This is a genomic window from Micromonospora sp. NBC_01638 (assembly GCF_045209745.1).
Taxonomy (GTDB): domain Bacteria; phylum Actinomycetota; class Actinomycetes; order Mycobacteriales; family Micromonosporaceae; genus Micromonospora.
The window spans coordinates 1593430-1612192 of record NZ_CP109273.1 but is presented as its reverse complement, the minus strand read 5'-3'; the positions used below and the strand labels follow the sequence as shown (position 1 = coordinate 1612192).

The window sequence follows — 18763 nt, the reverse complement described above, 5'->3', positions numbered from 1 at the left end:
GGTGTAGGTTGGCCGCCCGTGGGCAACAACGGTGACCATGGGTGGGGACCGAAATGACGCGCAGCTGCTCGACGAGCGGTACCGGCTGATCGAGCAGCTCGGCGCGGGCGGCATGTCGGTGGTCTGGCGCGGCTACGACGAGGTGCTCGGCCGCCAGGTCGCGGTCAAGGTGCTGGCCTCCCGGTTGGCCAGCGACCGGGCCTTCCGGCACCGGATCCGGATCGAGGCGCAGGCCGCCGCGCGGCTCTGCCACCCCAACATCACCAACGTGTACGACTATGGCGAGTCCGATCAGGTCGGTCTGACCGTGCCGTACGTGGTGATGGAGCTTGTCGACGGTGCTTCGCTGGCCAGCCGGCTCGGCCGGGAGAGTCAGCTGCCGTGGCGCGAGGCGGTGACCATCGGCGCGGAGGTCAGCTCGGCGCTGGCCACCGCGCACGCCCGCGGTGTGGTGCACCGCGACGTCACCCCGGGCAACGTGATGCTCACGTCGACCGGCGTCAAGGTGGTCGACTTCGGTATCTCCGCGCTGGTGGGGGAGAGCGAGAAGGGGCCGGACGGCGCGCTGCTCGGCACACCCGCGTACCTCGCCCCGGAGCGGTTGGACAACGGCCAGGTCTCACCGGCCACCGACGTGTACGCCGTCGGGCTGCTGCTCTACCGGATGCTCACCGGCCGGCTGCCGTGGCAGGCCAGCACGACCACCCAGATGCTGCGGGCGCACATGTACAACGACCCGGACCCGATGCCCACCGTCCCAGGGCTGCCCGACGAGGTGACCGACCTGGTGCGGCGCTGCCTGGCCAAGCAGCCCGTCGATCGGCCGGCGACGGCCGAGCTGGCCCGGACCCTCGCCGAGGCGGCCGGGACGCTGGTGCCGGTCTCGCCGGCCGCCGGGCCACTGGACCCGGCCGCGCTGGCCAGCGCGGGCACCACGATCCTGCCCTGGTCCGCGGCGACCGACGCGTTGCCACTGTCGCGTACCCGTAACCGCACCCACCGGGAGCAGCGACGTCGGCGGCGGGTGGAGGCCGGGGTGGCCGCCGTCGGCGTCATCGCGGTCACCGGAGCAATGTGGGGGTTCACCTCACGCAGCCCGGCCAGCGGCGGCGACCGGCCGACCACCGAGGCCCGGATGAGCCTGCCGAAGGCGGCGCCCTGCGAGGTGACGTACGCGCTGCGTACCGACTCCGGCAAGGACTTCGCCGCCGAGCTGACCCTGACCAACAGCGGCGACCAGGAACTGCGGGACTGGACGATGAGCTTCACCTTTCCCGGGCAGCAGGCGGTGACGAAGGCGGATCCGACGCCGGTGCAGCAGCAGGGGAGGACGGTGCTGATCCGACCGACGGCCCAGCGCACCACGCTTGCGCCCGGTGCGGCCGAGAAGGTCACCCTGGCCGGGAAGTACAGCGGGGCGAACCCGCTGCCGGTGGAGTTCCGGCTCGGCGACTCGATCTGTGGCGTGCGGGTTTCCGGGGTGGCCGGCACGGCTCCGTCCACCGCCCCGCCGAGCAAGGCGGCGCCGCCGAAGGCCCCGACCGCCGGCGGCTCCGGCCCTGGCAAGGGCGCGACGAAGGCCAAGCCCGAGAAGCCCGGCAAGGGCAAGGGGCCGGGTGGTGGTTCGGGAAAAGCGGGAAAGTAACCAGGGGTGAGGGGAAGGGGCACGGTGGTCGGAAGAAGTGACGGTCAACGCCGTCCCGCGAACCGCTGGATCTGGTCGATCCCACCCTCCACGACGAGCACCCCACCCTGGGCGAGTGCGGTGTCGTCCGAGGCGTACCGGAAGCGTTCGCCCGGCAGTTTGGCACCGACGACGCGTATCCCGTAGCGCTCCTGCGGTCGTAGGTCGAGCAGGGTACGCCCGACCAGGGACTCCGGCACCCGGACGGTGGCGATGGCGAAGTCGTCGTCGAACTCGATGAAGTTCAGCAGCTGGCTGACGATCAGGTGCGCAACCCGGTCCCCGGTCTCCGCCTCCGGGAAGATCACGTGATGCGCGCCCACCGACGACAGGATCTTGGCGTGTTTCTGCGAGGTCGCCCGGGCCCAGACCTGGGGCAGGCCCAGCTCGACCAGTGCCAGCACCGTGAGCACGCTTGCCTCCACCGAGGCCCCGATGGCCACCACCGCCCGTCCGAAGCTGGCGACGTCGAGCTGGCGCAGCGCCCCTTCCTCGGTCGCGTCGGCCTGGACCACCCGGTCGAGCTGCGCCGACCAGCGCTGCACCTGCTCCGGGTTGCGGTCGACGGCCAGCACCTCGTGGTGCATCCGGGTGAGTGACCCGGCCAGGTGGCAGCCGAACCGGCCCAACCCGATCACCACGACGCTGCCGCTGTCCGTTCGTCTAGCCGACACGGCACCCCTCCTCACTAACCGACAATGGGTTGTTCCTGGGGATAGCGGTAGAGCCGGCGTCGGGTGTTCAGGGCGATCGCCGACCCGAGGGTGAGCGTCCCGACCCGGCCGATGAACATCAGCACGGTCAGGGCCAGTTGGCCGCCAGCCGGCAGTTCGGCGGCCAGACCGACGGTCAGACCGGTGGTACTGAACGCGGAGGTGATCTCGAACAGCGCCCCGACGAAGCGAACGCCCTCGGTGAGCAGCAGCAGCGCCATCGTCCCGGCCGCTACCAGCGCGACACTGAGCAGCGCCACGGTGACCGCTTGGCGCTGGCTGGCGGTGGCCACTCGACGGTGCCCGATGGTCACGTCGGGCTCGCCGCGCAGTTCCGCCCGGATGGTGAACGCCAGCAGGAAGAACGTGGAGACCTTGATGCCGCCGGCCGTGCTGGCGCTGCCGCCACCGATGAACATCAGCACGATCAGCAGGGGATAGCTCTCCTCCTGGAGGGCCGCGATGTTCAGGACGCTGAAGCCGCCGGTGCGGCTCAACGCGATCTGGGTGAACGACGCGAGCATCTTGCCCGGTACGTCGTACTGGCCGATCGTTCTCACGTTGGTCCACTCGGCGGCGAGCAGACCGGCGAAGCCGATCAGGAGCAGCGCCGCGCTGCCCCAGATGGTCAGCTTGGTCGCCACCGCCCAGTGCGCCGGCTGGCGCCACTCGTGAACCGCCTCGAACAGCGCGGGAAACCCGAGCCCGCCGATGATCGCGCCGACCGCCAGGGGCAGCGACACCCACGGGTCGCGGCTGAAGGCCAGCAGGCCGTTCGAGTAGAGTGCGAATCCGCCGTTGTTGAACCCCTGCACGGCGTGGAAGACACCCGACCAGAGGGCCCGCCCGGGTGGGTAGTCGTAGGCCAACCAGAGCCGACCGGCGATCAGTGCGGTCATCACCGTCTCGCAGGCGAAGACGGTCAGCGCGATCCGGCGTAGCAGGCGGCGCACGTCGCCGATGCCGAACTCCGCCGTCTCAGCCTGCACGAGCAGCCGGTTGCGCAGCCCGAGGTGGCGCGAGACCACGAGGATGGCCAGCGCGGCGGCGGTGAGGATGCCGAGACCGCCGAACTGGGTGAGCAGGGTGATCACCAGCAGGCCCCAGCCGGACCAGTAGTGGGGGGTGTCGGTGATCGCCATTCCCGTCACCGACACCGCCGAGGTGGCGGTGAACAGCGCGGTGACCAGGGGCGGACGCTGGTGTTCGGCGGTCGCCCAGCGTGCCATGAGCAACCCGGTACCGAGCAGGATCGGCACCAGGAACGCGAACGGCACCAGCCGCACGGGGTTGCGGAAAAACCGGCGCACCAGACAATCTTCCTGCTCCGCGTGGGCGTCGGAGTGGGAACGCCCATTCCGGAGATTCACCTGCCGGCCAGTCGTCGACCAACTCCCGGCCAATCGCGGACGGTCTGCTGAAGGGCGATCCCCGACGACAGGAGATGGCGTTGCGACGTACCCTCTCGACTCTCGGCGTGGCCGGCGCACTGCTCGCCGCCGCCGTGGCCGTGCCCACCATGGCCGCCGCCGGCCCCTCGACCGGCGCGGACCGCACCCGGGCGAACGACCGCCCGATCGTGATCGGTCACCGAGGCGCCAGCGGCTACCGGCCGGAGCACACCCTTCAGGCGTACCGGCTGGCGATCCGGATGGGCGCCGACTACATCGAGCCAGACCTCGTGTCCACCTCCGACGGCGTCCTGGTCGCCCGGCACGAAAACGAGATCTCCGGCACCACCGACGTGTCGACGCACCCGGAGTTCGCGGCCCGTAAGGCGACGAAGACCATCGACGGTGTCGCCGTGACCGGCTGGTTCACCGAGGACTTCACCCTGGCCGAGCTGAAGACGCTGCGGGCCAAGGAGCGACTGCCGCAGGTCCGCGTGGCGAACACCGCCTTCGACGGTCGCTTCGAGGTGCCCACCCTTCAGGAGGTCATCGACCTGGTCCGGACCGAGGGGCGGACACGGGGCCGCACCATCGGCATCTACCCGGAGACCAAGCACCCGAGCTACTTCACCTCGATTGGCCTGCCGTTGGAGGAGCCGCTGCTCCGAGTGCTGCGCCAGAACAAGCTGGACCGCAAGAACTCGCCGGTCTTCATCCAGTCGTTCGAGACGGCCAACCTGCGTCGGCTGAGCCGGCTCACCGACGTGAAGCTGATCCAGTTGCTCGACGCCACCGGCCGCCCGTACGACTTCACCGTCGCCGGCGACAACCGCAGCTACCAGGACCTCGCCAAGCCGACCGGGCTGAAGTGGATCGCCGGGTACGCCGACGGCATCGGAGCGAACAAGAACCTGATCGTGCCCCGCGACGCCGCCGGCGCCCTGCTCGCCCCGACCAACGTGGTACGCGACGCGCACCGGGACGGGCTGCTCGTGCACTCCTGGACGTTCCGTGCGGAGAACCAGTTCCTCCCCGTGGACTTCCGGATCGGCACCGACCCCAACGCGCGTGGCGACATCACCGCCGAGTACGAACTCTTCCTCGGCCTGGGCCTGGACGGCGTCTTCAGCGACCACCCGGACACCGCCGTCGCCGCCCGCGCCGGCCTCGCCGGGAACTGACCCCTCCGCCCGTCGGCGGGAACCTGCCCGCCGAGCCGACCTCGGCCCGGAGCTGATCCGCTCCGAGCCGACCGCCGGGCCGATCACGCCCGGCCCATCCGCTGGCCCGTCGTCCACCACCCGGACGGCGGGCCAACGGCGTTTCGGTCCGCGTCGCGTCGACGCGCACGGCCGCAGCGAAGGCACGATCGCGCTCGATAGAGGAAGTGGTGGTGTCACAAGGCCGCCAAGGCCACTACATCAATGATCGGGCGCGATCTTGGGAGGGTGAGGTGGGGCCAGCAGCTGCGTGCTTCGCGACGCACGGTTGGCTGCCCCGAAAGGGCAGAACCTGACGGGCCGACACGCCGCGCAACCCTTCCCATGCGTACGGTTGTTCGACAGTATTGTCGCGTCGAGTGGAAGGAGCGGCGCATGGCGGACAAAAGCGCCATCGAGTGGACGGAAGCAACCTGGAATCCCACTACAGGTTGTGACCGCATCTCGTCGGGGTGCGACAACTGCTATGCGATGACTCTCGCGAAGCGCCTGAAGGCCATGGGCTCGGCCAAGTATCAGACCGATGGCGACCCCCGCACCTCTGGGCCGGGATTCGGGGTTGCGATCCACCCGGACGCCCTCGATATCCCGCGACGCTGGCGTGATCCTCGAACAGTCTTCGTCAACTCGATGTCTGACCTGTTCCACGCGAGGGTTCCTCTCACGTACGTGCAGCAGGTCTTCGACGTCATGCGTGAGACGCCGCGTCACACCTTCCAAGTGCTGACGAAGCGCGCATCTCGGCTCGCCAAGGTTGCTCATGATCTGGACTGGCCGGCAAATGTCTGGATGGGGGTGAGCGTCGAAGACGACAGCCAGAGATCTCGGATCGACTTCCTTCGGCAGGTGCCGGCGGCGGTTCGCTTCATCTCGGCCGAGCCGCTGCTCGGCCCGTTGCCGCAGCTCGACCTCGCTGGGATGGACTGGTTGATCGCGGGGGGTGAGTCGGGTCAGGGCTGTCGCCCGATGGATGGCTCCTGGGTCGCGGACCTGCGCGACCAATGCGATCGGGCGGGGACTGCCTTCTTCTTCAAACAGTGGGGTGGCCGCACACCCAAGGCCGGTGGGCGCCTACTCGATGGTCGCACCTGGGATGAGATGCCAACGCCTCGCCTGCCCGCTGCCGCCTAATTGCGGCCGGTCGGCCTCGTCGGGGTTTCACCTTCTCAGAGTTGCCGGATGGGATTCTTCCAGAAGTCCCCGACGCCGCTGTGGTCGATCAGACCTTGACTGTGCAACGACTTGACTGCGTACCGCGCATGACGCGTCCACGCCTGGCCAAGAACTCCCTGATAGACCTCGGGCACTCGCTCCGCGAGCTGGACCGGGTTCGATTCCGCAAGCAGCCGGACGATGTTCCGCTCAACAACTTGCGCCACCCGCGGTAGGGCGCTGTTCACATGTGCCGGCCGATCGAAGGGAAGTGACCCAAACAGGGTGTCCTGGCTCATCTGGCTTTTGTAACGGGCTTCCTCTAGGTCCACGCCAGCTTGCCCCACGGCGTCGGCGAAGTGCCAAGCGCCTTCCGTGTGTCTCGTGAACAGCATCAGGACATACTTCGGCGAGAGTTCCGGGCGCGGTCGGACCGGCATAGTGATCGCGCTATAGCTCGTTCCCGTGGTCAACCGTTTCTCGTACTCTGCGCCCACTTTGAGAGCTACCTCGGTCGCGGTCTCCTCATCGCCATCACCGTTGACCCGGGCAAAGTGGTCCTGCCACCAGTCATCGCCGAGGAATCTCGTGAGGTGGTCGGCCGTCTTCTGCTCAGCAGAAGGCAGCCGGTCGCCCCGGGAGCGCGCTACTTGAACCGCTCGTCCCATCCTCGCGATAGCAGAGATGCTGAAGTGAAGTAGAACCTCCGTCGGCGGCGAAGGGGGTCGACCGAGCAGCCCTGAGCGCACGAGACCGAAGTCAAGCGCAAGACCAAACGGATCGAGGAAGGCAAAGAGTGAAGCCTGACGAGCAACCGAGAGGACCTCTGGCAGATGATCTGCCACGTCGCCCTGCCGGAGAATGCGCCTCGTTGAGCCTCCGCGCTGCTCCAGAACCCGCTGCAGGTTCGCGAAGTGGGAAGGATTTTTCTCCACGAAGAAGAGCAAGACGCTCCGAAAGCTCCTGACCGTGTCGGCACACCGGGACAGAAGCAGCGGCGATCCTTCCTCCCCTTCCTCCTCGTACTCGCCTCGTCCGGCGTAGCCATCGAGGAAGACGACTGGTTTGCCCTGGCCGGTCTTGGAAGCGAAGACGACCGGGTAACGCTTCAGGATGCCGTGCTTGAGCACGGCGGCAGCCTTGCGGGATCGGAAGAAGTCGTCGTTCGCCGACACCGGATCTCCTTCGCATCACCAGTAGTGATGTGAAGGTAGCGAAGAGTGCGGTCGATTTTCGTCCTGGTGTTCGCGCAGAGCTGGGTCCGGGAGTTCGTCATGCCGTTCACCAGCCGTAATGGCCGACGAGTGGTGGTTCAGGGGCAGGCCGTGTCCTCGATCTGACAGTCGGACGAGTCAATCCCGTGGGTGCTCGGCTACGTAGGTGCCGCGGCCGGGCTGGCCGGTGATCAGCTCGCGGTCGTGAAGGAGCGAGAGCGCCCGTGAGGCTGTGTTCATGTGCACGGCATAGGTCTCGGCGAGTTCCCGGGTGGACGGCAGCTTGTCGCCCGGCTTCAGTTCACCGCTCTTGATCTTCGCGGCAATCTCGTTGGCGATGCGACGATATGGGGCTTCTGCTGTGGGCATGGTGAGGACTCCGGTCGGTTCGGCGTCTTCGATCATGCCGGCCTACACCAGTTACTGCAACAGGCTGTGGTGTCGCTGCTTCGCAGGGTCGACCTACACAAGTATTTGGGGTAGGTTACTGATGTCCGGCTCCGCTTGGTTCGGCAAACCCTCGGGGTTGCGGGCGTGAGGTGGGCTCCGCGTTCGTACCGCCGACGAGGGCTGCGGGCGTGGGGCCGGGCGGTCCGTGTGCGTCCCCTACCCGCACACCGGGCCTCCCTCCAGGCTGACATGTTGGGAAAGGCGGTGGTCGCGCGCATGGCGAGGGATCGGTTCGTGGTGCATCTGCCGGTGGTTGCGGCAGACCTGCCGGGCGCGCTGCGCTTCGCTCGGGCGATCACCCGGGCGCTGGGTTTCCTCGCCGACGTGGACCGGGCCGAGACGACGGTGTCCGAGGAGGATGCTCAGTGCGTACGTCATAGGGTCTTCTGCGACAGCCTGCTCGACGGTCGACGGCGCTGCCCGCGCGCGGCGGCCCATGACGGTCCCTGTGGTTGACCGATCGGGGCAGATGGGGCGAGGCGACACAGACCTCGGGTGGTCCGTGGAGGCTCAGGCCATCGGGAGCGCCGGCTCTCCGGTGACCGTGCGGCCCGTTGTAACCCCCGGCCACCCCAATCCTGTTACTTGTGTGTTTCTGCCACATAGCTCGTGGGTGACGTCACTTCTAGCGTGAGCCGACACGAAGAAGTTCTCTCCCTCCGAGTCCTCATGTGGAGTCGCAATGACGGTCCGGACGACGCGGCGGGTGTTCCTCTCCGCCGCCACGATGATGGCCGCGGCGCTGGCCGCCACGGCCTGTGGCAGCCCGCAGGACACCGCCACCGGCGGCGGCGACAGCGCCGCCCCGGTCAAGGTCGGCCTGGTGTACTCCCAGTCGGGAGCCCTGGCCAGTTATGGAAAGCAGTACATCGAGGGTTTCAAGGCGGGGCTCGACTTCGCCACCAAGGGCACCGGCAAGGTCGGTGACCGGAAGATCGAGCTGACCGAGGTCGACGACGCGGGCGACCCGGCCAAGGCGGTCTCCGCGGCGAAGGACCTGATCGGCAAGGGCACGAAGATCATCGCCGGCTCCACCGCATCCGGCGTGGCGCTCCAGGTCGCTCCGATCGCGGCGCAGAACAAGGTCCTGTTCATCTCCGGCCCGGCTGCCACCGACGCGGTGACCGGAGCGAACAAGTACACGTTCCGCTCGGGCCGGCAGTCCTACCAGGACGTGGTGACCGCCAAGTCGTTCATCGGTGACCCGGCCGGTAAGAAGGTCGTGGTCTTCGCTCAGGACGGCGCGTTCGGCGACGCCAACGAGGCGGCCGTCAAGGCCGTCATCGGTGGCGCGGGCGCCACCGTGAGCAGCGTCCGGGCCCCGGCCAGCGCCAGCGAGTTCACCCCGTTCGCCAGCCAGATCAAGGCGGCCAAGCCGGACCTGCTCTTCGTGGCCTGGGCCGGCACCACCGCCTCCGCCATGTGGCAGACCCTCGACCAGCAGGGCGTGCTCTCGTCCACCACGGTCGTCACCGGCCTGGACATTCGCGCCTCGTGGCCGACCTTCGGCGCTGCCGGCGCGAAGATCTCCTTCCTGTCGCACTACTTCGACGGTGCCAGTGACACCGAGGCCAGCAAGGCGCTGAAGGCCAAGGTCTCCACCATCGACCTGTTCCACCCGGACGGCTTCGCCGCCGCCCAGATGGTGGTCCGTGCGGCCCAGGAGGGCGGGGACGACGTCGACAAGATGGTCACCGCTCTGGAGGGCTGGAGCTTCGACGGGGTCAAGGGCAAGATGACCATCCGGGCTGCCGACCACGCGCTGCTCCAGCCGATGTTCCAGGCCAAGCTGACCGGCAGCGGCACCGCCTTCACAGCGACCGCGCAGAAGAGCCTCACCGGTGACGAGACCGCGCCACCGGCCGTGGCCATGAAGGGCTGACCCATGCTCGCCACCCGCGGTCTGACCTGGCGGATCGGTGAGGTCGCCATCGTCGACAGCGTCTACCTCGATCTCGCACCGGGGGAGTTCCTGGGCGTGATCGGGCCGAACGGCGCCGGCAAGACCTCATTGTTCAACCTGATCACTGGCCTGCGCCGGGCCACGGAGGGCCGGGTCACCCTGGATGGGCAGGACATCGGGGGGCTCCCGCCGCACCGGCGGGCGCGCCTCGGGTTGGGCCGTACCTTCCAGGCGTCCTCGGTCTTCGGCTCGCTCAGCGTGCGGGAGAACGTCCGGCTCGCCGTGCAGGCGCACCGCGGGGGCTCGATGGCACTGTGGCGGCGGGCGGCGGCCGACCGGGAGGTCGCCGTCGCCGCCGACACGGCGCTCGACCGGGTCGGTCTCGCCCACCGGGGTACGGCGTTGGCCGGCACCCTGGCCCACGGCGAGAAGCGCAAACTGGAGATCGCCCTGCTGCTCGCGGGTGAACCGCGGGTGATGCTGCTGGACGAGCCGATGGCCGGGGTCAGCGCCGAGGACGTGCCCGAACTGGTGGCCGTCATCAAGTCGTTGACCGGCGACAGCGGCCGGGCGGTGCTGATGGTCGAGCACCACATGGACGTCATCCTCGAACTGGCCGACCGGATCGCCGTCATGCACCACGGCGCGCTGCTGGCCTGCGACACCCCGGAGACGGTGATGGCCAACCCCACGGTGCAAGAGGCCTACCTGGGGGAGTCGCTCTGATGGAACCGATCCTCACCGTGGAGGAACTGTCGGTCCGGATCTCCGGGCTGCACATCCTCCAGGGGGTGTCCTTCACGGTCGCCCCGACCGGCGTGACCGTCCTGCTCGGCCGCAACGGCGTCGGCAAGACCACCACGTTGCGCGCGATCGTCGGCCTCACCCCGCCCGCCGGGGACGTCCGCGGCACCATCCGGATGGGCGCGGAGAGCCTGCTGGCCCGGCCCACGCACCGGCTGGTTCGCGGCGGGCTCGGCTACGTGCCCGAGGACCGGTGCGTGTTCGCCGGCCTCACCGTCGCCGAGAACCTGCGGCTCGCCGAGCGGCGCGGCACCAGCCCGGCGTACGACAAGGTTTTCGCGCTCTTCCCCGAGTTGGACCGGCGCGGACGGCAACGGGCCGGCTCGCTCTCCGGCGGGCAGCAGCAGATGCTCGCGATCGGCCGGGTGTTGCTCAACGACAACCGGCTGCTGCTGGTCGACGAGCCGACCAAGGGGTTGGCGCCGAAGGTGGTGACCGAGGTGGCCGAGGTGCTGGAACGGGTCGCGGAGTCGGTGCCGGTGCTGCTCGTCGAGCAGAACCTGGCAGTGGTGCGCCGGCTGGCCCGTGACGCGGTCGTGCTGGCCGCCGGCAAGGTGGCCTGGACCGGCGACGCCCGTGAGCTGCTGCTGGAGACCGCGCTGACCAGGTCGCTGCTCGGCGTCGGCTCGGCGGAGGCGCACGCGCCGAGCGCGAGGAGTGAGCCTGCGAGCCCCGCAGTCGCGAAGAAGGGCCAGCACTGATGGGCACCGTGATCCTGTTGACGTTGACCGGGCTGGGCCTGGCGGCGCTGTACTTCCTGGTCGCCTCCGGCCTGTCCCTGGTCTTCGGTCTGGCCGACGTGCTCAACTTCGCGCACGGGCTGTTCCTCGGCGTGGGCGCGTACGGCACCTGGTGGGCGGCGGGCAACCTGCCGGGCGCCGGTGGCGACGGGTTCGGTTTCGTGATCGCGGTCGCCTTCGGGGTGGCTGCCGGCACGCTGGTGGCGATCCTGGTCGAGCTGGTGCTGATCCGCCCGCTCTACTCCCGCACCATCGAACAGGTGCTGGTCACCGTCGGTCTGTCCCTGGCCGGGGTGGCGCTTCTGCAGGCCACCTGGGGTGCGGACGCCCGGCCGTTTCCGCGTCCGGACTGGACCCGGCAGGTGACCGGGATCCTCGGCGCGCAGGTGCCCAACGGGGGCCTGTTGCTGATCATCGCGGCGGTGCTGGTGCTCGGTGCGATCCTGGCGTTCCTGCGCTGGACCCGGTATGGCCTGGTGATCCGGGCCGGGGTGGAGAACCGGGAGATGGTGACGGCGCTCGGCATCGACGTGCGCAAGGCGTTCACGCTGGTCTTCGCGATCGGTGGGGCGGCTGCCGCGCTGGCCGGTGCGCTCGGTGGGGTCTACTTCGGCACCGTGTCGCCCGGGCAGGGCGGCTCGCTGCTGATCTTCGCGTTCATCGTGGTGGTGATCGGCGGGATGGGCTCGGTGGTCGGCTCCGCGTACGCGGCGGTCGTGGTCGGGCTGGTGCAACAGTTCGTCAACTACTACGGCACGTCCGGGCTCGGCGACATCTGCGTGGTCGGGCTGCTGGCCGTGGTGCTGCTGCTGCGCCCGCAGGGCATCGCCGGAAAGGTGGCAACGGCATGACGCTCCTCGATGTGACCCCGGCACCGGCACCCACCGCGCCGCAACCGAGCCGTGTGCACCGGCTCCGCCCGTTCCTGCCGCTGGTCGCGCTGGTGGTGCTGGCGATCCTGCCGTACTCGACGATCTCCCTGCCGGGGATCTTCGAGGGGCCGGTCAACTCACCCGGCACCCTGCAACTGCTCGCCATCTGCCTGATCTTCGGCGGGTTGGCCGCCGGGTACGACCTGCTCTTCGGTCGGACCGGGATGCTCTCCTTCGGGCACGCGCTCTATTTCGCCGCCGGCGTGTACGGCACCGACATCCTGGTCACCCGGGCCGGCCTGCCGCTCTGGCAGGCGGCGTTGCTGACCATCACCGGCGGCACGATCCTCGCCGCGCTGCTCGGCGCGGTGGCGCTGCGGACCGTGGGCATCGCGTTCGCCATGGTCACGTTGGCGTTCGCCCAGGTCGGGGCGATCCTGGTCGCACGCGATTTCGGTGGGTTCACCGGAGGCGAGGAGGGCCTGCCACTGGACGTGTCCGGCCTGCCCGCCGGGCTGGTGGGGGTGACGAACACGGTCAACCTGTACTGGCTGGCGCTGGCGTACCTGACGCTGGTGGTCTTCGTGGTGCACCGGGTGAGCGGTTCGCCGACCGGGCGGGTGCTCGCTGGGCTGCGCGACGACGAGCGGCGGATCGGCGTGCTCGGGTTGGATCCGTACCGCTACAAGCTGGTGGCGTTCACCCTGGCCGGCGGGCTGGCGTCGGCGGGCGGGGTGGTCTACGTCCTGATCGTCGGCGGCGCGTCGCCGCACATCACGTCCTCCGAGCTGACCCTGTCGCTGCTGGTCATGGTGGTGCTCGGCGGGCCGGGCACCCGGTGGGGGCCGGTGCTCGGCGGTGTCCTCTACATGTACCTGGACCACCGGCTCACCGCCTTCGGCGCCTCCGACGCGGTCGACAACCTGCCGGCCGTCCTCAGCCGCCCGCTGAGCCAGCCCCTGTTCGTCCTGGGCACGGTGTTCATCCTGGCCGTCTACTTCTTCCCAGGAGGTCTGACCAGCCTGGCCCCCCGCCTGTCCCACCTAACTCGATCCCTCCACTGACCCCGCCCCGCCCTCCCCCCTCGGTCACCCCGTCGATCATGAGGTTGTTGCCGCGACACGCCGTGCTGGATGTCGCTAATTTCATGATCGACGGGTTCTGCACCCGGGGATGACGTGCGGCGCTGGTAGAAATGCCGGATGGAGCGGGAACAGCGGGGGTCAGTACGGGAGCGGGCCGAGGCGGTGCTGCGCCGGCTGGCCGGTGACCACGCCCGGCTGCGCGAGGATCAGTGGCGGGCAATCGAGGCGCTCGTCGTCGACCGGCGGCGGGTGCTCTGCGTGCAGCGGACCGGTTGGGGCAAGTCGGCCGTGTACTTCGTCGCCACCGCCCTGCTGCGCGAGGGCGGCGAGCACGGCCCGACCGTCATCGTGTCGCCGCTGCTGGCGCTGATGCGCAACCAGGTCGAGGCGGCCGCCCGAGCCGGTATCCGAGCCCGCACGATCAACTCGGCGAACCTCGACGAGTGGGACGAGATCACCGCCGAGATCCAGACCGGAGCGGTGGACGTGCTCCTGATCAGCCCGGAGCGGCTGAACAACCCGGACTTCCGCGACGGTGTGCTGCCGAAACTGGCCGCGACCACCGGACTGCTGGTGGTCGACGAGGCGCACTGCGTCTCCGACTGGGGGCACGACTTCCGGCCGGACTACCGGCGGCTGCGGACGTTCCTCGCCGAGTTGCCCGAGCGCACCCCCGTGCTCGCCACCACCGCCACCGCCAACGCCCGGGTCACCCAGGACGTGGCGGAGCAGTTGGGCGACGCCCTCATCCTGCGCGGCACCCTGGACCGCGAGTCGCTGCGTCTCGGCGTACTCGACCTGCCCACCCCGGCGCACCGGCTGGCCTGGCTCGCCGACCACCTGGACCAACTGCCCGGCTCGGGCATCGTCTACACGCTGACCGTGGCGGCAGCAGGGGAGGCGGCCGAGTTCCTGCGCTCCCGGGGTTACCCGGTGGCCTCGTACACCGGGCAGTCCGACGACGCCGACCGGCGCGCGGCCGAGCAGGACCTGCTCGACAACAAGATCAAGGCGTTGGTCGCCACCAGCGCGCTCGGCATGGGCTTCGACAAGCCCGACCTGGGCTTCGTCGTCCACCTCGGCGCGCCGCCCTCGCCGATCGCGTACTACCAGCAGGTCGGCCGCGCCGGCCGTGCCGTCGAGCACGCGGAGGTGCTGCTGCTGCCCGGAGTCGAGGACGCCGCGATCTGGCGCTACTTCGCCTCACTGGCGTTCCCACCGGAGCAGCAGGTCCGGGCCGTGCTGGCCGCCCTGCACACCGACCGCCCGCTCTCCACCCAGGCCCTCGAACCACTTGTCGACCTGCGCCGGGCCCGGTTGGAGCTGATGCTCAAGGTGCTCGACGTGGACGGCGCGGTCCGCCGGGTGCGCGGTGGTTGGCTCGCCACCGGCGAGCCCTGGGTCTACGACGAGACCCGGTTGCGCCGCGTCGCCGAGGCACGCACCGTCGAGCAACAGGCCATGCGGGAGTACGCGACCACGTCCGACTGCCGGATGCGGTATCTACGGGAGTGTCTGGACGACACCGGGGCGGCCGACTGCGGCCGGTGCGACAGGTGCGCCGACCCGCTCTTCGCCGCCGACGTGTCGACGGCCGCGCTCACCGCCGCGCAGACCTTCCTGGGTCGACCCGGCGTGGAGATCGCGCCGAAGAAGCTCTGGCCGACCGGGCTCGACGCGGTGGGCGTACCTCTCAAGGGCCGGATCGCCCCCGCGGAGCAGGCGCTGCCAGGCCGTGCCGTCGGGCGCCTCTCCGACCTGGGTTGGGGTGGCCGACTGCGTGACCTCGTCGGCCCGGAAGCGCCGGACGCACCGGTGCCCGACGACGTCGCCGGCGCGGTGGTGGAGGTGCTGAAGGCGTGGGCGCACGGCGACGCCCCGTGGCCTCGTCGGCCGGTGGCGGTGGTCGCGGTCGGTTCCCGGCGGAGGCCCCGGCTGGTCGGCTCGCTCGCGGAGCGGATCGCCGCCGTGGGTCGACTGCCGCTGCTCGGCGAGGTCACCCCGACCGGTCCGGGCGGCCCAGCCGGGCCGCGTGGCAACAGCGCTCAGCGGGTACGCGCGCTGCACGACACCTTCACCGTGCCGGCCGACCTGGCCGACGCCCTGGCTGGCCTGGACGGCCCGGTGCTGCTCGTCGACGACCTGATCGACTCGGGCTGGACGATGACGCTGGTGGCCCGGGCACTGCGCCGGGCCGGCGCAGCCGACGTGCTCCCGCTCGCCCTCGCCGTGGCCGGCTGACCCACTCCCGTTCGCCGGTGGTCGGGTCCGTTGCCGTTCGCGGCGGTCGGGGCGGTTGGCCGGTTGGTCTGCTGTCGTTCGGGGCGTTCGGGGCGTTCGGGGCGGTTGGTCGCGCGGGGCGTTCGGGGCGTTCGGGGCGTTCGGGGGCGGTTGGTCGCGCGGGCTCGCCTTTGCGGTGCTGTCTGCGCCCGGTCGGGCGGAAAGTTCCCGGGCACCGCCGAATGCGACGGGCGCCACGCCGTCCGGGCGTCGGCCTGGAGTGGCACGACGCGCCGGTACCGTGGGTGCCATGACCGACCAGCAGCCCGTCACCCGCGCCTACGCCGTCACGGGCACGACCGCCGTCGACGAGGCCGGCTACGCGCTGGGCGCCGGCGGTGCCTGACCAGATCTCCGCCGCGCCGGACCGGAGCACGCTCCGGCTGGCGCTGGTGGTCGGCGGGCTGGTGCTGGCGGTGCTGCTGGGCTTCGGCCTCGGCCGGCTGAACGCCAACGGTGCCGCCACCACCGGCAGCCCGTCGTTGGCGGCCCAGCACACCGACCCACCGGGCATCGGGCCGCACAACCATGGCACCGCCATGGGCACCGATCAGGGCGCGGCCATCGAGTCGGGCGGCCTGGCGGTCAGCTCAGCCGGGTTCACCCTGGCCCCCCTGGCCACCGAGTTCACGGCCAATCACCCCGGTCAGCTCCGCTTCCAGGTGCGCGACGTGCAGCGCCGGCCGGTCACCCGCTTCGCCGTCGTGCACGACAAGCCGATGCACCTCATCGTCGTCCGCCGGGACCTAAGCGGCTACCAGCACCTGCATCCCACCATGGCGGCGGACGGCACCTGGTCGGTGCCGTTGACCCTCGCGCAGCCCGGCGTCTGGCGCGCGTACGCCGACTTCACCGTCGTCGCCGACAACGGCGCGCAGACCGCGGTGACCCTCGGCACGGACCTGGTCGCGCCGGGCGGCTACCAGCCCCGTTCGCTGCCGGGTCCGGCCACCTCGACGACCGTGGACGGGTTCACCGTCGGCTACCAGGGCACTCCGCAGGCCGGGGCGACCGTGCCGCTGACCTTCCGGGTCGACGGCGCGGGCGGTGCCGCCCCGCTGGAGCGTTACCTCGGGGCGTACGGGCACCTGGTGGCGTTGCGCGAGGGCGACCTCGGCTACCTGCACGTGCACCCGGAGCCGGAACTGGTGGACGGTCAGGTCAAGTTCTGGCTGACCACCCCCAGCCCAGGCCGCTACCGCCTCTACCTCGACTTCCAGGTAGGAGCCGACGTCCACACCGCCGAATTCACCCTCACCGTCCCCTGACCTCCACCCGTCCGCCTGTCCGCCCACCCTGCCCGACCCCGGTTGATCATGAAGTTATTGCCTCTTCCCGCGGCGTGTCATGGCAATAACTTCATGATCAACGCGCGAGGAGGGTGGGGTCAGCTGGCGCGGCGGATGGGGCGGCGGGCCAGGTAGCGGAGCAGGTCGCGGATGTGGTGCTTCTCCTCGGCGGGGACCGTGGGGTCGGCCAGCCGGTCCAGGATGACCCGGACGTCCGCCTCGACCGGGCCGTCGTCGTGGCGCCGACGAGGCGTGGGGCCGGCGTCGGGCAGCCCGAGCGCCCGGAACGCGGCCGCCACCGGCAGATCCAGGGCCGCACAGAAGCCCCGAACTTTGGCCAACTCGGGATAATCCTGCCAGTCTCCGGCCAGCCAGCGGAACACGGTGGAGCGACCCACGCCCGTGTGCGAGGCAAGATCGGTCACGGTCCAACCGCGTTCGTCGCGAGCGTCATCGATGGCACGCCGGACGAAGCGGGCGAAGGCCATCTGCGGTGATACGTCGGCGGATCCCATCCCTGTGTGTCTTTCCCTCCTGCCGGAGCACCGGGACGATGCGCCTTCCGAGGGTAGTACGCCCAGGGCCGGAAACAATTGACTGACCGCACAATCTGTCCCGTTGACGAGACTTTTCTCCGGCGGTGAGCCTCTTCTTCGCCGCCGTGTTCTGGATCTGGTTACTGGTGCTGGTGTTCCGCACGCCGCAGCCGGTAACGCGGAGAGCGCGGGCAAGGTCGTACCGTTCCCGGGGACCGCCGTCGCTAGGAGGCGGATTCCTCGGCGGCGGCCAGCAGGGTCTCCAGCCGGGGTTTGACCCGCCACTGGTCCACCAGCTCGCGGTACTCCGCGCGCTGCGGTTCGGTCGCCCCGGAGCCGGTACGGCGGGCACGGATCAGCAGGTTACGCGGCGTGTGCTGGGAGTCCACGAACTCGACCACCTCGGCGCGGTACCCGTGCACCCGCAGCAACCCGGCGCGCAGCGCGTCGGTGAGCACGTCGGCGAAGCGCTCGCGCAGGATGCCCTGCCGGGTCAGCAGCTCGTACGGGGCCGGGGCGGGGTGGGCGCGGAGCTGCTTCGCCAGATCGTGGTGGCAGCACGGGGCGGCCAGCACCCAGCGGGCCTCCCAGCGCACCGCGCGGGCCAGGGCCTCGTCGGTGGCCGTGTCGCAGGCGTGCAGCGCCAGCACCAGGTCGGGAGAGGGGTCGACGACAGCGTCGGCGATCGTGCCGGCCACGAAGCTGACCCGGTCGGCCCAGCCCAGTCGCTGCGCCAGCTCGGTGTTGCGCCGCCGTTGGTCCTCCCGGACATCCACCCCGACCAGGTGGACGTCGAGCCCCCGACTCGTCAGATAGCGGTACGCCGCGAACGTCAGGTAGGCGTTGCCGCAGCCCAGATCCACCACCCGCAGCGGACCGGTCAGCTCGTCGGGCAGGGTCGCGGCCAGGGCACGCAGGAACGCGTCGACCTGGCGGCGTTTGGCCGCCGAGCCGCCGATCTCCGCGAAGATCGGGTCGCCCGGGTCGAGCAGATACTCCTTGGCCCGGTCATTACCGCCGGGCGTCGCCGCCGGACGGGCCGTCGCGGCCCGGTGCACCTGCGCCTCGCCGGACTTGGTCACCCGCAGTTGCAGCGTCGCGTCGGCCGTCTCGACGTGCCAGTTGCCGAACGGCTCGGCCAGCAGTTCGTCGACCGCCTGGACCGTCTCGGGACCGGTGGCGACGTTGCGGGTGTACGGGCGAGTGCCATCGGACGTGGTGATCTGCAGTCGGGGCCCGGCCTTGAGCGTCACCGGCCGCAGTTCGGCCCGAATCACCATGGGATGGCGCCCACGACGGCGTCCGGCGGCGACCGCCCGGGTCAGTGAGGGGTCGAGCAGCAAGGCCCGGACCTCGGTCAGGGCGGCGTCCAGTGGTTCCGGCATCGTTCCATCTTCGGCAGGTGGGGTGGGAAGGGAACATCCCCCGTA

At 70.2% G+C, this 18763-nt stretch carries 17 protein-coding genes; 11 read left to right on the top strand and 6 right to left on the bottom strand.

Annotation, left to right across the window (positions count from 1 at the left end):
• The first annotated feature begins 37 nt into the window (after positions 1–37).
• Positions 38–1645 (top strand): serine/threonine-protein kinase, encoded by a 1608-nt coding sequence (locus tag OG811_RS07550; protein WP_406072947.1) that lies wholly within the window; start codon positions 38–40, stop codon positions 1643–1645.
• A 44-nt stretch (positions 1646–1689) separates the two neighbouring features.
• Here OG811_RS07550 and OG811_RS07545 read toward each other — a convergent pair whose 3' ends face one another.
• Complete coding sequence (locus tag OG811_RS07545) at positions 1690–2358, bottom strand: potassium channel family protein (RefSeq protein ID WP_406072946.1); 669 nt, start codon at positions 2356–2358, stop codon at positions 1690–1692.
• Between the two features lie 14 nt (positions 2359–2372).
• A complete protein-coding gene (locus OG811_RS07540; protein ID WP_406072945.1) occupies positions 2373–3707 on the bottom strand; it encodes a TrkH family potassium uptake protein in 1335 nt (444 codons plus the stop codon).
• A 140-nt stretch (positions 3708–3847) separates the two neighbouring features.
• Between OG811_RS07540 and OG811_RS07535 the strand changes: the two genes are divergently transcribed.
• Together OG811_RS07535 and OG811_RS07530 are read left to right on the top strand one after the other, a co-directional pair.
• Positions 3848–4969, top strand: coding sequence for a glycerophosphodiester phosphodiesterase (locus tag OG811_RS07535; RefSeq protein WP_406072944.1), 1122 nt, complete (start codon positions 3848–3850; stop codon positions 4967–4969).
• 414 nt (positions 4970–5383) lie between these two features.
• The gene (locus tag OG811_RS07530; RefSeq protein ID WP_406072943.1) at positions 5384–6139 is read left to right on the top strand and encodes a DUF5131 family protein; all 756 of its coding nucleotides are present in this window, start codon (positions 5384–5386) and stop codon (positions 6137–6139) included.
• 35 nt (positions 6140–6174) lie between these two features.
• Here OG811_RS07530 and tcmP read toward each other — a convergent pair whose 3' ends face one another.
• Entirely contained in the window at positions 6175–7335 is a 1161-nt protein-coding gene (gene tcmP, locus OG811_RS07525; RefSeq protein ID WP_406072942.1) for a three-Cys-motif partner protein TcmP, read from the bottom strand.
• 177 nt (positions 7336–7512) lie between these two features.
• A complete protein-coding gene (locus tag OG811_RS07520; protein WP_236646840.1) occupies positions 7513–7779 on the bottom strand; it encodes a winged helix-turn-helix domain-containing protein in 267 nt (88 codons plus the stop codon).
• A gap of 261 nt (positions 7780–8040) precedes the next feature.
• Between OG811_RS07520 and OG811_RS07515 the strand changes: the two genes are divergently transcribed.
• From OG811_RS07515 to OG811_RS07480, 8 genes are all read left to right on the top strand, one after another.
• Positions 8041–8280 (top strand): hypothetical protein, encoded by a 240-nt coding sequence (locus tag OG811_RS07515; protein ID WP_406072941.1) that lies wholly within the window; start codon positions 8041–8043, stop codon positions 8278–8280.
• Between the two features lie 226 nt (positions 8281–8506).
• Positions 8507–9706 carry a substrate-binding domain-containing protein gene (locus tag OG811_RS07510; protein ID WP_406072940.1) on the top strand — a complete coding sequence of 400 codons (1200 nt, stop codon included), beginning with the start codon at positions 8507–8509 and terminating at the stop codon, positions 9704–9706.
• A 3-nt stretch (positions 9707–9709) separates the two neighbouring features.
• A complete protein-coding gene (locus tag OG811_RS07505; protein ID WP_406072939.1) occupies positions 9710–10453 on the top strand; it encodes an ABC transporter ATP-binding protein in 744 nt (247 codons plus the stop codon).
• The gene (locus OG811_RS07500; protein ID WP_406072938.1) at positions 10453–11232 is read left to right on the top strand and encodes an ABC transporter ATP-binding protein; all 780 of its coding nucleotides are present in this window, start codon (positions 10453–10455) and stop codon (positions 11230–11232) included. Before OG811_RS07505 ends, OG811_RS07500 begins: the two co-directional genes overlap by 1 nt.
• Positions 11232–12122 carry a branched-chain amino acid ABC transporter permease gene (locus tag OG811_RS07495; RefSeq protein WP_406072937.1) on the top strand — a complete coding sequence of 297 codons (891 nt, stop codon included), beginning with the start codon at positions 11232–11234 and terminating at the stop codon, positions 12120–12122. Before OG811_RS07500 ends, OG811_RS07495 begins: the two co-directional genes overlap by 1 nt.
• Positions 12119–13207 carry a branched-chain amino acid ABC transporter permease gene (locus tag OG811_RS07490; RefSeq protein WP_406072936.1) on the top strand — a complete coding sequence of 363 codons (1089 nt, stop codon included), beginning with the start codon at positions 12119–12121 and terminating at the stop codon, positions 13205–13207. The genes OG811_RS07495 and OG811_RS07490 overlap by 4 nt, the downstream gene beginning before the upstream one ends.
• Before the next feature lie 138 nt (positions 13208–13345).
• Positions 13346–15469, top strand: a complete 2124-nt coding sequence (locus OG811_RS07485; protein ID WP_406072935.1) for a RecQ family ATP-dependent DNA helicase — start codon at positions 13346–13348, stop codon at positions 15467–15469.
• 377 nt (positions 15470–15846) lie between these two features.
• Complete coding sequence (locus OG811_RS07480) at positions 15847–16776, top strand: hypothetical protein (RefSeq protein ID WP_406072934.1); 930 nt, start codon at positions 15847–15849, stop codon at positions 16774–16776.
• Between the two features lie 119 nt (positions 16777–16895).
• On the opposite strand, the gene OG811_RS07475 is transcribed toward OG811_RS07480, so the two are convergent.
• Both OG811_RS07475 and OG811_RS07470 read right to left on the bottom strand, forming a co-directional pair.
• The gene (locus OG811_RS07475) at positions 16896–17312 is read right to left on the bottom strand and encodes a helix-turn-helix domain-containing protein (protein ID WP_406072933.1); all 417 of its coding nucleotides are present in this window, start codon (positions 17310–17312) and stop codon (positions 16896–16898) included.
• 245 nt (positions 17313–17557) lie between these two features.
• Positions 17558–18718, bottom strand: coding sequence for a class I SAM-dependent methyltransferase (locus tag OG811_RS07470; protein ID WP_406072932.1), 1161 nt, complete (start codon positions 18716–18718; stop codon positions 17558–17560).
• Between the last annotated feature and the right edge of the window lie 45 nt (positions 18719–18763).

Bases quoted from the DNA above. Each gene is read 5' to 3' on its own strand.
- OG811_RS07550 (WP_406072947.1), top strand. From the start codon at position 38: ATGGGTGGGGACCGAAATGACGCGCAGCTGCTCGACGAGCGGTACCGG.
- OG811_RS07530 (WP_406072943.1), top strand. From the start codon at position 5,384: ATGGCGGACAAAAGCGCCATCGAGTGGACGGAAGCAACCTGGAATCCC.
- OG811_RS07520 (WP_236646840.1), bottom strand. From the start codon at position 7,779: ATGATCGAAGACGCCGAACCGACCGGAGTCCTCACCATGCCCACAGCA.
- OG811_RS07515 (WP_406072941.1), top strand. From the start codon at position 8,041: ATGGCGAGGGATCGGTTCGTGGTGCATCTGCCGGTGGTTGCGGCAGAC.
- OG811_RS07510 (WP_406072940.1), top strand. From the start codon at position 8,507: ATGACGGTCCGGACGACGCGGCGGGTGTTCCTCTCCGCCGCCACGATG.
- OG811_RS07505 (WP_406072939.1), top strand. From the start codon at position 9,710: ATGCTCGCCACCCGCGGTCTGACCTGGCGGATCGGTGAGGTCGCCATC.
- OG811_RS07500 (WP_406072938.1), top strand. From the start codon at position 10,453: ATGGAACCGATCCTCACCGTGGAGGAACTGTCGGTCCGGATCTCCGGG.
- OG811_RS07495 (WP_406072937.1), top strand. From the start codon at position 11,232: ATGGGCACCGTGATCCTGTTGACGTTGACCGGGCTGGGCCTGGCGGCG.
- OG811_RS07490 (WP_406072936.1), top strand. From the start codon at position 12,119: ATGACGCTCCTCGATGTGACCCCGGCACCGGCACCCACCGCGCCGCAA.
- OG811_RS07485 (WP_406072935.1), top strand. From the start codon at position 13,346: ATGGAGCGGGAACAGCGGGGGTCAGTACGGGAGCGGGCCGAGGCGGTG.
- OG811_RS07475 (WP_406072933.1), bottom strand. From the start codon at position 17,312: ATGGGATCCGCCGACGTATCACCGCAGATGGCCTTCGCCCGCTTCGTC.
- OG811_RS07470 (WP_406072932.1), bottom strand. From the start codon at position 18,718: ATGCCGGAACCACTGGACGCCGCCCTGACCGAGGTCCGGGCCTTGCTG.